The organism is uncultured Rothia sp. (assembly GCF_963544205.1).
Lineage (GTDB): Bacteria > Actinomycetota > Actinomycetes > Actinomycetales > Micrococcaceae > Rothia.
Window position 1 is genome coordinate 63,175 of record NZ_CAUUDY010000006.1, and the last position, 13,457, is coordinate 76,631.

The window sequence follows — 13,457 nt, forward strand, 5'->3', positions numbered from 1 at the left end:
ATGCGGTGGGTTTTTTGTGCTTTCTTTTTTGTACAGTGACCAGCGTTTGTGCTTATCAGCACACTATTTAGGTATATTTTCCACATCATGCAGATACTTTTTAAAGCTATACTTCACCTTAAGATATGCAACAAAACACACAGACATTTTCGCGCTGATGACCTTTCAGGTTCCAGCACGTCTTAACTATTTGCTACGGTGTTTATGCGCACCACACTCGATGCGTGACACCGATAAAAACTGATTGGATTACAATGTCCTCACTTCCCAACCACATGCGCTTTGCGCTACCCAAAAACATGGCCAAGAGCGGCTGCGCCATCACTCTGGCTGGCGCCATGCTCTTGCCCCTCTCCCCCGCGTTTGCCGCACCTGCTACTCCGGTAGCACCCCAGGCTGTTGCGCAGGGCGAGGTTCAGGGTGCGCAGCGTCTGCAGGTTACCTCCGGCACTTTTGATATTCTCAAGGGCGGCAACGTGACGGTTAGCGGCTCCGGTTTCTCTAAGGACTTCGTCAAGGGCAAGTCGTTCCGCCTGTACGTTGTTCCGAAGGGTGAAAGCGTTGCTTTCCCGCCGCACCACCCGCGTGATTACCCCTTCTACGTTCAGGATGTTCCCGCATCCGCTTTTGCGGCTGACGGCACCGTGAACCTGACCGCTTCTATCGGCGCTAACTATCTGGAGGCCAATGGCTCGTCCTTCGATGTTGTGCTCGGTTACCGTGATGACGCTGAAGACGGTTGGATTCCCGCTGGCGAGGTTCGTACTGAGCTGAAGGTTGCGGATGTTCCCACCGTTTCTTCCCCGACTCTGTCGTACGACGCTTCGTCGGTGAATGCTTCTGAGAACACTAAGGTCACCGTGAACGGTGCCGGTTTCCAGAACATTTCGTACAACGGTAGCGAGTCGCTAATTGTGGCGGTTCGTGCGGTTGATCCTGCAACCGGCAAGGCGACCGGCCCGGCACTGGCTCAGTCGGAGGCTAAGTTCACCTCCTACTCTGCGTTCTTCGGCCAGTACATGGGTTACACCAACGGCCGCTTCTCGACTGTTCTGGACATCCCGGCGGGCACCCTGAAGTCCGGCAGCTCCTACGTTGTGCAAACTTTCGAGTTCAACGTTCCGGAAGATAACGATGAGGCGAACAGCCAGGCGCTGAGCACTCAGGCGTTTGTTCCGGTGAACGGCGAGAACGTTAAGACTGCTTATCCTTCGGTGTCTTTGAGCACTGACAAGGTTGATTTGAGCTCTTCGACCACTATCCGTGTGAAGGGTAAGGACTTCAAGGTTCCGGCTGGCGCTACCGTGAACGTTCTGTTCTCTGAGGCTGAGGCTGACGGCAACCCGACCGGCGATGCTCTGGATAGCATCACTCTGAACGCTGACCGTGCGGCAACCGGCGCGTTTGAGACCACCGTTAATGTTGACGGCACCAAGCTGGATGAGGATAGCCACTACGCTATTTTCGTGACCATTAACTATGCAGATGGTCAGCGTGAGCGCATCGCAGCTGATTACCTGACTCTGACTGGTGAGTCTGCGAATAAGAAGGCTCGTGAGCGTTTCGCTGATGTTCCGGATGCTCACGCGAACCACAAGGCTGTTCTGTGGGCTGCTGATCAGAAGCTGATTGATCCTCGTGAGAAGGATTGGTTCGGCGTTAATGATGATGCAACCCGCGGTGAGCTGACTGTTGCACTGTACCGCATGGCTGGTTCCCCGAAGGTTGATCTGCCGGCGACTAGCCCGTACCCGGATGTGAAGACTGATGACCCGAACTACGCTGCGTACATTTGGGCTCGTCAGAAGGGTATTACTTTCGGCTGGTCTGATGGTAAGTTCCACGCGAATGCGTCTGTGTCTAACGCTACTGTTGCGGCGTTCCTGTACCGTTTTGATGGTAAGAAGTCGGTTGCTGCGACTGAGGCGCCGTACACCGATGTAAAGGTCGGCTCTGCGTTCTACCGTGAGATTACTTGGGCTAAGCAGCAGAAGCTGCAGGTTTTCCCGGGCTCTGAGTACCACCCGTCTGCGCTGGTGAGCCGTGGTGAGCTGGCTGGTTTCTTGATGAACTACAAGGTCCGCTAGGGTTTTGCTAGTTCACTGGGTTTAGCTTCTAGGTTCTAGAGATTATGCCGGGCTGGCGGCGATGAAACGTTGGTTTTATCCCGCCGACCCGGCTTTCTGTGTCTCCTGCAGGGCGTTTATGAGGTGCCTGCAAGGTATCTGTAGGGGCGCGTGCGGGACTGTCGCCCGGTGCTGTTCCGCGGTTTTTCGAGGTATTTTTGCCGGCTAACACGCTAATGTGGGCTGTACCGCATGTGGGGCGCGCCTCATGCGGTACCCGCTATTGGGCGGATTTTTGGGGTGCTCTACTCCCCTTTTTTAAGAATGTTCTGTGAAGTGTAAATTAATATTTTTCAAGCTGTGGTTTATGCTTAGGACTGTTGCGCCCCCTTGGTGCGCGCCCTTATCCGGCTGGGTGCGTAGAACTAGAGGGAGCCCATCACACACCGACACATCAACCACATTGAGGATTTATGTCCCAGGATTTTAAGCAGTCGACTGATACTGCCCATAATTCTTCTGCACCTCTGCTGGCACCGGAGGGCACCCCCGAGGCTTCTTCTCAGGCTGATTCTAAGAAGCGTAAGCGCCGCCGTATTGAGCTGGCTGTTGGCGCTGTGGCGCTGGCGGGTGTTTTGTATCTGCCGTTCTCCCCTCTGTTCTCTTTCTATGATTCGTCGGAGGCGCGTCTTTCTTCGGCAGATACTGCTGTGCCGGCGACTGTCTCGGTTGCTTCTGCTTCTCCTCTGGCGTCGAGCTCTTCGGGTCAGGGCCCGAAGATTCTGCGTCCGTCTGTGACCGCGCCGGATGCGAACACTATTTTTGATGATGCCCCCGAGGATTCTGCGTACTATGCGGGTATTCGTTGGGCTGTTCGCACTCAGACGATGGAGCCGGTTTTTGAGGGCCATTTTGGTGCTGAGGATCCGGTGACTCGTGGCGAGCTGATCACCATGTTCTATAAGTTGGCGGGTTCGCCGTCGGTGACTCGTCCGGAGCATTCGCCGTATGCGGATGTTGATGAGTCTGACCCGAACTATGATGCGTACCTGTGGGCGCGTCAGGAGCGTATTACCTCCGGTTGGGTTGATGGTGAGTTCCACGCTGACGCGCGCCTGTCGAATGCTTCTGCTGCGGCTCTGCTGTACCGTGCTGATGGTGCGCAGAAGATTCAGATGTCGGGTACTTCCCCGTTTAGCGATGTTTCGTCTGCGACTCCGTTCTACCGTCAGATTGTGTGGGCGTCTCGCCGTGGCGTGTCGACGGTGTCTGAGGGTAATGCTTTCGAGCCGACGGCTCAGACGTCTCGCGGTCGTGTTGCGATGATGATGTACCTGTACTTCCGCACTTCGTAGTTTTTACACTGCGTAGTTTTCGCGCTTCGTTTTAGCGCTTGGTTAGTGTGTGTTTGGTGGCCCCGTACTCCTTGTTGGGAGTGCGGGGCCTCTTGTGTTTTGAGGAGTGTGCGCGGGACTGTCTGGGGTTGGAATTGCCGGGGGTTTGGGGCTTTCTGTGCGCGGCATCATGCACGCAGTGAAATATTTCGGCAGGTTCAAGTTTTTCTTGAGCAACGCACTGATTTCTACTTGAAGGTTTGTTAGGGTGAGAGTGTTTCCTGAACCGATGGGGACACTCAACCACTTCTCATTGGGTTGGCGCAGATTCGACGGAGATTTCTCATTCCTATTTAGAACCTGCATCGGCGCAATGGACATGACCGATAAGGAATATTTATGTCCGCTCTTCCGAACTCTAAGTCTTCACTCCTGTATGCAACCCGCAGTTGCAGTGCACTGGCACTAGCGGGTGCGATTATTCTGCCGCTGTCTCCTGCTATTGCTCAGAACGCTACTGCAGATACTCCTGTAGCGGCCGGTTCTCAGTCGGATGATCGTGTCCGTGAGAATCCTGTTGCTACTTCTGATGAGTTCTATCCTCATTTGGGCTACCACTCGTTGAAGAATACTGATGAGGATCAGGTTCTGGAATTCTCGGGATGGGGTTTCGGCGGCGAAATTAACTCCCCGAAGGGTATCCAGATTGTTGTGCGAGAGGTGGGTTTGAACTCCCCGGTTCTGGTGGTTAGCGACATCATTGAATATAACCACGAGAATCTGGCTTTCGCTTACCAGGATGGCTACATCCACGGTACGGTGAAGATTCCGGCAAACACCCTGGATAAGTCAAAGGATTATGTTGTCGAGGTGTGGGGTAACAACGGATACGAGGGCGACGAGTTTATTACCCCCGTCGTGGGTCAGGCACCCGAGAGTCGCGGTACCCTGCTGGCTACCCAGGAGCTGGACTTCGATGGTTCTGACGGCACGACAGCTGCGGATATTCCGGGTAAGACTCCTCAGAAGGCTACGTTCAAGTTTTCGTACGACAACAAGGAACAGCTGGTGTATACCTCCGAGGGCGGCACCATCCACGTGAAGGGTTGGGGCTACACCAAGGAGTGGCGTGAGAAGCACGGCAAGGTAGTGGTTTACATTGTTGCTTCTCAGGGTGTTCCTGACGGCGCTGATGTTCTGCCCGCCAATGATGTTCTGCTCCGTTTTGAAGAGGGTAAGGACTTCACCATTGCTGAAAACGGCACCCTGAATGCTCAGTTGACGGTCAAGCCCGGTGCGTTGCAGAGCTACTACAAGCCTCGCGCTCCTTTCCTCGGCATTCCGCGTTACGAGAAGCGTTACGAGGTGAGTTACGAGATTGGCATGTTTACCGAGAAGCAGGGTGAGCCCCAGCTGACTGTGGAGGACCTGTCGGCTGGTAAGAACGTGCTGTATCGTACCGTGCTGGACACTCAAGCGTTCCGCTCCAGCGCGTTTGCCCCCAAGGTGGAGTACAAGGCTCTGGGTGACACCGCCGCTGATCAGAGCATTTACTTTTTGGGTACCGGCTTCTACGGCAAGTTTGCCTCTGCCGGGGGTGTTCAGTATGTGATTCGTGAGAAGGGTTCGAACACCCCGGTTCTGGCGACGAGTGACATCTTTTGGTATAACCGCTATCACCATTTTTCTGAGTTCGAGAACGGCGAGGTACGCGGCGTCGTGAAGGTGCCGGCGAATACTCTGGACCCGGCGAAGAAGTACGTCGTGGAGGTTTGGAGTAACGACGGCTATAAGAACGGCGAGTTTGCCGGCCCTGTGGTGGGCAAGGCACCCGAGGGTCGCAGTACTCTGCTGGCCTCCCAGGACCTGAACTTCAAGGGTTCTGACGCTACTGAAGGTAAGCAGCCCAGCCTGACCGATGAGCAGCGCAAGGAACGCGCTACCCGCGGTGAGCTGACGGCAGCGCTGTACGCTCAGGCGGGTAGCCCCAAGGTGGACCTCCCGGCAGTCTCCCCCTGGCCGGATGTGAAGACTACCGACCCGAATTACGCCGCCTACGTGTGGGCTCGTCAGAAGGGCATCACCTTCGGTTGGTCGGACGGCAAGTTCCACGCGGATGCAGGCATTTCGAACGCTACCGTCGCGGCTTTCACCTACCGTGCGGCTGGGTCCCCCACCGTGCAGTACTGGTCCCCGTACACCGATGTGGCCCCGGGTTCTGCATTCTTCCGTGAGATTGCGTGGGCTGGGCAGAACAAGGTTGCGCTGAGCACGAGCGGCACGTTCAACCCCAAGCATATGGTGACTCGCGGCGAGCTGGAAGTTCTGATGATGGCTTTCTAGGCTCGCTAAGCATAGCCAGCTGAATAACCCCGTGTTCCCGGGCAGGTTCTCTGTTCGGGAACACGGGGTTCTGTTTGCGGGGTTCAGTTCTTAGTGTCTGGTCAACCTGTGAAAACCCTCAGAACGTTCAAGCTTCTCTTGAGTGTTTCCTGACATCTGTTTGACGCTTTGATAGGGTGAAAATGTCCCCGAAGCCGACGGGGGCATTCGACCACTTCTCATTGGGTTGGCGCAGATTCGACGAAGATTTCTTACACCCCTTTTAGAAACTGCATCGGCGCAATGGGTTCAACCGATAAGGAATGATTATGTCCGCTCTTCCGAATTTCAAGGATTCTTCCTTCTTCCGTGCAGCACGGGGTTGCGGTGCATTGGCGCTGGCTGGCGCGATGGTTTTGCCGATGACTCCGGCACTCGCCCAGGATGCGGCACCTGTTGCTAATGCACCGGCGGCAAATGCTGTGACCCCCAAGCCGGCTGTTCAGGACGCAGCGGCACAGCCGACGTACTCCGCTGATTATGACGGTATTCTGTACACCGGCGAGGGCGGCACCGTGACTCTGAAGGGTACCGGTTTCACTAAGCAGTGGCGTGAGCAGCACGGCACCGTTGTCTTCTACATTGCTGCTACGAAGGACCGCCCCGGTAACGCTGAGCCTTCCACGTCGATGCTCCGTTTTGAAGAAGGTAAGGACTTCACCATTGCCGATGATGGCACTTTTGAGGCAAAGCTGACCATCAAGGCCAAGGCTCTGGAGAGTTTCTACACTCCCATCGATTATTTCCCGGGTATCACCCTGGACGAGGTGCGTTACGAGACGGGTATTTTGACCGAGGCTAAGGGTCAGCCCCAGTCGAGCATTGAGGATATTTGGGCTCGCAAGAACGTTATCGCCCACCACCCGATGTACACCCGCGCTTACCATCCTGAAGTCATGGCACCTAAGTGGAAGTACGATGCTCTGAAGGACACCACGAAGGATCAGGAGTTGCTGGTCAAGGGTGAGGGTTTCGTTGGTGAGGAGCTGCCCGGTCGTGAGGGTGCCATGTACGTGATTCGTGAGAAGGGCACCGGCACCCCCGTCCTGGCGATGAGCGATATGAAGTCCTACTATGAAGGCCCCGATGGCGTAACCCGCCTGGAGGGAGGCACTCTTTACCGCACCATCAAGATCCCCGCAAACACCCTGGATCCGTCTAAGCAGTACGTCATTGAGGCGTGGAGCGACTACGACTACGACCTCACCAAGAAGGACAGGCCCCTCATCACCCCGATTGTGGGTTTGGCGCCGGAGCACCGCGGTGTTCTTATGGGCCGTCAGGATCTGAAGTTTGAGGGTGTTCAGGACTTCGCGGATGCTACTGCACCTAAGGGAGAGTACAAGAGCCTGATTTCGAAGCTCACCTACCAGGAGCAGCAGCAGCGTGCTACTCGCGGTGAGCTGACGGCTGCGCTGTACGCTCAGGCTGGTAGCCCCAAGGTGAATCTCCCGGCAGTCTCCCCCTGGCCGGATGTGAAGACCACCGACCCGAACTATGCCGCCTACGTGTGGGCTCGTCAGAAGGGCATTACCTTCGGCTGGTCGGATGGTAAGTTCCACGCGGATGCAGGCATTTCGAACGCTACGGTTGCGGCATTCACCTACCGTGCAGCGGGCTCTCCGGCTGTTTCTGGTGTTTCTTCGTTCACGGATGTTAATCCGAGTTCCGCCTTCTACCGTGAGATTCTGTGGTCCACTCAGCAGTATGTCATTAATCCGGATTTCGGCGCTTTTAATGCGACGGACCTGGTGAATCGTGGTCAGCTGGAGCAGATGCTGTTCAACTTCCAGAATCGAGCTAAGTAGAACCAAGCCAAGTAAGGCGGACTATTTCTAAGCTGAATACCCCGTGTTCCAGAATGGTTTTTCTATTCGGGAACACGGGGTTTTCTATGCCCGTTTTCTCTGCTTTTTTCTGCATCTATTTTTGGGTGCTCGCGGAATCATTGCGGCACAAAAATTCAAAACTTTCAACTATTCCTTGAGATTTCTTGCGACTTCTCATTAAGGGTTTGATATGCTGAGGCTACCCCCAAAACCGATGGGGATAATCAACGATTTTCTTATTGGATTAGCGCAACTTCGACGGTGAAGATTCGGCCGGAAATCATCCTGCAGGAATTGCAAACATCCAATGGGACGTACCATAAGGATGCTTTATGTCCTCACTTCCGAGTTCTAAGTCTTCATTCCGCCGTGCAACGCAGGGTTGTTGCGCTCTCATGTTGGCTGGCGCTATGGTTCTGCCGATGACTCCGGCGCTGGCTCAGGATACAGCACCGGTCACTAACATTTCTGTCCCTAACGCACCGGTTGCCGATACCGCCTCCCCGGTTTCTCAGGACGTCACGGATGGCCCGTCTTTCACCATTGATTATGGGGAGGGTGCGGCTTTGTACACCGATAAGTACAACGAAATTACGGTGAGGGGCACCGGCCTCACCAAGGAATGGCGTGAGCAGCACGGCAAGGCAGTCCTTTACATTGCCGCTACAGAGTATCATCCCGATAACGTTGAGCCTTCAAGGTCGGTGCGTTTCTTTGAAGAAGGTTGGCGTTTCCCTATTGCCGATGACGGCACTTTTGAGGCAGAGCTGACGATCAGATATGGCGACCTGGAGAGTTTCTACACCCCCGCTTATGGGGTCCCGTATTTCCGCGGGGAGGATGTGCACTATGAGATTGGCATCCTCACCGTGGGCGAGGATCAGCCGTGGCCGACCATTGAGGATATTTGGGCTCGTAAGAACGTGGCTATTCACAAGCCAATATATACCCGTCGCCATCCTGAAATTATCGGGGCCCACTGGAGGTACGATCCACTGAAGGACACCACGAAAGATCAAGAGCTGATGATTAAGGGTGAGGGTTTCAGCGCGTATGAGCTCCCCGGTCGTGAGGGTGTCATGTACACGATTCGAGAGAAGGGCACCGGCACCCCCGTCCTGCTCATGAGCGAGATGGAGCGCTACTACGAACGTAGCGATGGCGTAATGGCGCTGTGGGGAAACGCTGTTTACCGCACCATCAAAATTCCCGCGAACACTCTGGATCCGTCTAAGCAGTATGTCCTTGAAGCATGGAGCGACTATGGCTATGTCAACCAGACGGATAAGACTCTCATCACCCCGATTGTGGGTTTGGCGCCGGAGCACCGCGGTGTCCTTATGGGCCGTCAGGACTTGAAGTTTGAAGGTCTTGAGGAATTCACGAATGTATCTCTACCCAAGCCCAAGTATAAGCATCTCTTCTCAAAGCTTAGCGATGAGGAACAGCAGCAGCGTGCTACTCGCGGTGAGCTAGCTGCGGCGCTGTACCTTCAAGCTGGCGCCCCCAGGGTTGACCTGCCAGCTGTCTCCCCGTGGCCGGATGTAAAGACAGACGACCCGAACTACGCTGCGTACATTTGGGTTCGTGAGAAGGGCATCAGCTTCGGCTGGTCTGATGGTAAGTTCCATGCGGATGCAGGTATTTCACGCGCTACTGTTGCGGCGTTCACCTACCGTGCAGCAGGTTCCCCAGCTGTTTCCGGTGTTTCTTCGTTTACGGATGTGAATCCGAGTTCCGCCTTCTACCGTGAGATTTTGTGGTCTGCTCAGCATGGTGTCATTAACCCGCAGAGGGGTATTTTTGAGGCGACCACGATGGTAAATCGTGGTGAGCTGGAGCAGATGATGTTCATTTTTCAGAACCGCACTGACTATGGTGGGTTGCTTCTAGTCTGAGTCATAACCCCGTGCACCCTGAGAGTCTTCTTCTCACCGGGTGCGCGGGGTTCGGTTTTTATCGGCTGATCAACCTGTGAAATACCTCAGAACCTTCAAGTCTCTCTTGAGTGTTCCCTGACATCATTTCGAAGGTTTGATAGGGTGAAGATGTCCCCGAAACCGACGGGGCTTCCACCCACTTTTCTCATAGGGCGCAGCAGATTCAACGGCGAATTCCCTACCCGCCGGTGAACTCGCAGGGCCCTGCGAGAAACAACTTTTAAGGATGTGTTATGTCCTCGCTTCCGAGCTCTAAGTCTTCATTCCTCCGCGCAGCTCAGGGTTGCGGCGCGCTGGCGTTGGCTGGCGCCATGGTTCTGCCGATGGCCCCGGCGCTGGCTCAGAATGCCGCTCCTGCCGCTGATGCAGCCGTTGCTGCCGCCACCCCGCAGGCAGGTAACCAGGACGCTGCGGATACCCCGACCCTGGATGTATCCATCCCTGACGGTTACAAGTACGACGGCGTGAACCCCTCCCTCGTCACGACTGAGGGCGGTACCGTCCACGTGAAGGGCGCAGGCTACACCAAGGAGTGGCGCGCTCAGCACGGTACCGTGGCGCTGTACATTGCCCCCGCGAACTACGCACCGTCCGGCTACGAGATTCCGACTTCGAAGATGCTGCGCTTCGTGGAGGGTCAGGACTTCACCATTGCCGATGACGGCACTTTTGAGGCTGACCTGAAGGTTGAGGCGTACAAGCTTGCCGCCTACTACTTCGTTGATGATGACAACTTCCACGATCCGACCGGCGGCACCAAGTACGATGTCCGCTACGAGATTCACGTGGTTGCTGAGCAGAAGGGCCAGAAGCCTCTGACCGCTCAGGAGCTGTGGACCAGCAAGAACGTGGTGAGCACCCAGGTGCTGAGCACTCTGGGTGAGAAGCCGGCACCGTTCGCACCGCGCCTGGGCTACAACGGTGTGGCTGATCCCGCGAAGTCGCAGGATCTGAACGTTGGTGGCCAGGGGTTCAACGGCGATATCCACTCCGTTAAGGGTGTTCAGTTTGTGGTTCGTGAGAAGGGTTCGAACACCCCGGTTCTGGCAACCAGTGACATCATCGAGTTTGATCACCCCACTGAGTCGTCGGCGTACCGTGACGGCAACCTGTACGGTAACGTGCATCTTCCGGCAAACACTCTGGATGCTTCGAAGAAATACGTGATTGAGGTGTGGGCTAATGACGGTTACAGCGAGACGGGCGAGCTGCTCGCACCGGTTGTGGGCAAGTCCACTGAGGGTCGCGGCACCCTGCTCGCATGGCAGGACCTGGATCTGAACGGCACGAACGGTTACAAGGATGCGAACCTGCCCAACGCTCAGGACCCCAAGAAGGACGACAGCCAGAAGCCTGATCCTTCCGATGAGAAGCTGAAGACCCCCGCAACCCGCGGTGAGCTCGCGGCCGCCCTGTACATTCAGGCGGGCACCCCCGAGGTGAAGCTGCCCAAGACTTCTCCCTGGCCGGATGTGAAGACTGACGACCCGAACTTCCCCGCCTACGTGTGGGCGCGTCAGAAGGGTATTACTTTCGGCTGGTCGGACGGCAAGTTCCATGCTGATGCCGGAATTTCGAATGCTACTGTTGCGGCGTTCACCTACCGTGCGGCTGGTTCGCCCGCAGTTAAGGGCAACTCCCCCTACAGCGATGTAGCTCCCGGTTCGGCGTTCTACCGTGAGATTCTGTGGGCTCAGCAGAACAAGGTGGTGCTGAACGCTAGCGGCGCTTTTGATGCTCAGCACATGGTGACTCATGGTGAGTTGGAGACTCTGATTGAGGCGTTCCAGGCTCGCGCTAAGTAAGGTCGCTTAGACCGCCTGCGTCTCCCTCGAGTTTTACCTTGAGGGAGAGTGCGGCGCATCGGATAGTTCTCTGAATCCCCCGTGTTCCCGAATGGTTTTCTGTTCGGGAGCACGGGGATCAGCTTTTAACGGCTACGCACTGTGTGAGATTTCCAAGAACCTTCAAGTACCCCTTGAGTGTTTCCTGACAATCGTTCAACGCTTTGATAGGGTGAGGATATCCCCGAAACCGAGGGGGATTTTCAACCACTTTTCTCATCGGGCGTGCGCAGATTCTGCGGCCGATTCCCAACCTGCCGGTAAGCTCGCGCAGCCCCGGAGAAATGACCCTAAGGATGTCTTATGTCCTCACTTCCGAACTCTAAGTCTTCATTCTTCCACGCGGCTCGGAACTGTAGCGCGCTCGTACTGGCGAGCGCGATGGTCCTGCCGATGACCCCGGTGCTGGCCCAGGACGCAGCCCCCACCGCAAACGCGCCCGTTGCTAACGCACCGACTGCCAATACCCCCGCCCCTGCAACTCAGGATGTCGCGGATGAGCCGTCTTTCACCGTTGTCTATGAGGATTACTACTACCAGGACGGCCGTGACGTCTTCAAGCAAGAGGGCGACGGCCTGTACACCGGTGAGGACAGTAAAATTACGGTTCTGGGCACCGGCTTCACCAAGGAGTGGCGCAAGCAGCACGGCAAGGTAGTCATCTACATCGCGCCCGAGGAGAACGTCCCCTACAACGCCCATCAGGTGACCGATACCCTCTTGCGGTTTGAAGAGGGCAAGGACTTCACCATTGACGATGACGGCACCTTTGTCGCCCCGCTGAAGGTTGAAGCTAATACTTTGCCGAGTTACTACACTCTCACGGAGTATTTCCCGGATATGACTCTGGACAAGGTGCGTTACGAGGTTGGCATCCTTGCCGAGCCCGAGGGCCAGCCGCAGTCAACCGTTCAGGATATCTGGGCTCGCAAGAACGTTGTGACGCATCACGGTCTGAGCACCAATGATTATCACTTCGATACCTTCGCACCTAAGTTGAAATACGACGCTTTGAAGGACCCCACGAAGGATCAGGAGCTGCTGATTCAGGGTCAGGGCTTCGTAGGGACTGACATCCCCGGCGTTGAGGGCATGATGTACGTCATTCGCGAGAAGGGCACGGGTTCCCCCGTCCTGGTTATGAGCGAGATGAAGCGTTACGTCCACGGTGATGATGAATACGAGACGGGCCTGGAGGGAGGCTTCGCTTTCGTCAATCTCAAGATTCCCGCGAACACGCTGGATCCGTCCAAGCAGTACGTCATTGAGGCGTGGAGCGACTACGGTTACCCCAGCAAGACGGATAAGACTCTCATCACGCCGATGGTGGGTTTTGCCCCGGAGCACCGCGGCGTTCTTTTGGCGCACCAGGATTTGAAGTTTGAGGGTGTCCAGCGGTTCACGAATGCTTACGTACCCGTAGAGGAACGTATGTACTTTTCGACATCGCTGAACGACGAGGAACAGAAGCAGCCTGCCACCCGCGGTGAGCTGGCTTCCGCCCTTTATGAGATGAAGGGCAGCCCCAAGGTGGACCTTCCTGAAGTCTCTCCGTGGCCGGATGTGAAGACGGACAATCCGAACTACGCCGCCTACATTTGGGCTCGTGAAAAGGGCGTTACTTTCGGCGGACCTGACGGAAAGTTCCACGCGGAGGACGGTCTCACGAATGCAACCGTTGCCGCAATGATTTACCGTGCGTCTGGTTCACCGGAAGTATCGGGTGTTTCGTCCTTCCCGGATGTTACGCCGGATTCCGCGTTCTACCGTGAGATTCTGTGGGCTACCCAGCAGAATGTTATTACTCCCGAGACCGGCATGTTTGAACCGAATCATGCTGTGACCCGCATTGAATTGGACTGGATGTTGTTTTATTACCGGCATCGTGTGCTGAACCCTATCACTACCGGCCTGTATCGCATTGCTAACTAAGTAGGCCAGGTAACTAAGCAGGCCGGGCCGGTTCTAGCCCGGGTACCTCGTCACAACGGACGGGGTGCCCGGGCTCTTACGCGCTGAGGGAATCCGCGCGGATTCTTCTAGAGTTCTCGCCCCTAGAATT

At 55.8% G+C, this 13,457-nt stretch carries 7 protein-coding genes; all 7 read left to right on the forward strand.

The features are described from left to right. Positions 1-254 precede the first annotated feature (254 nt). The 7 genes from RWZ58_RS04820 (at position 255) to RWZ58_RS04850 (ending at position 13,327) form a co-directional block, all read left to right on the forward strand. The gene (locus RWZ58_RS04820; RefSeq protein WP_314657813.1) at positions 255-2,087 is read left to right on the forward strand and encodes an S-layer homology domain-containing protein; all 1,833 of its coding nucleotides are present in this window, start codon (positions 255-257) and stop codon (positions 2,085-2,087) included. Between the two features lie 452 nt (positions 2,088-2,539). Continuing rightward, complete coding sequence (locus tag RWZ58_RS04825; RefSeq protein ID WP_314657815.1) at positions 2,540-3,421, forward strand: S-layer homology domain-containing protein; 882 nt, start codon at positions 2,540-2,542, stop codon at positions 3,419-3,421. A 378-nt stretch (positions 3,422-3,799) separates the two neighbouring features. Continuing rightward, the gene (locus RWZ58_RS04830) at positions 3,800-5,743 is read left to right on the forward strand and encodes an S-layer homology domain-containing protein (protein WP_314657817.1); all 1,944 of its coding nucleotides are present in this window, start codon (positions 3,800-3,802) and stop codon (positions 5,741-5,743) included. A 308-nt stretch (positions 5,744-6,051) separates the two neighbouring features. After that, entirely contained in the window at positions 6,052-7,590 is a 1,539-nt protein-coding gene (locus tag RWZ58_RS04835) for an S-layer homology domain-containing protein (RefSeq protein ID WP_314657819.1), read from the forward strand. A 353-nt stretch (positions 7,591-7,943) separates the two neighbouring features. Then, entirely contained in the window at positions 7,944-9,509 is a 1,566-nt protein-coding gene (locus tag RWZ58_RS04840; RefSeq protein WP_314657822.1) for an S-layer homology domain-containing protein, read from the forward strand. A 275-nt stretch (positions 9,510-9,784) separates the two neighbouring features. Further along, a complete protein-coding gene (locus tag RWZ58_RS04845; protein ID WP_314657824.1) occupies positions 9,785-11,356 on the forward strand; it encodes a gluconolactonase in 1,572 nt (523 codons plus the stop codon). A 342-nt stretch (positions 11,357-11,698) separates the two neighbouring features. After that, positions 11,699-13,327, forward strand: coding sequence for an S-layer homology domain-containing protein (locus tag RWZ58_RS04850; RefSeq protein WP_314657826.1), 1,629 nt, complete (start codon positions 11,699-11,701; stop codon positions 13,325-13,327). Positions 13,328-13,457: the final 130 nt, after the last annotated feature.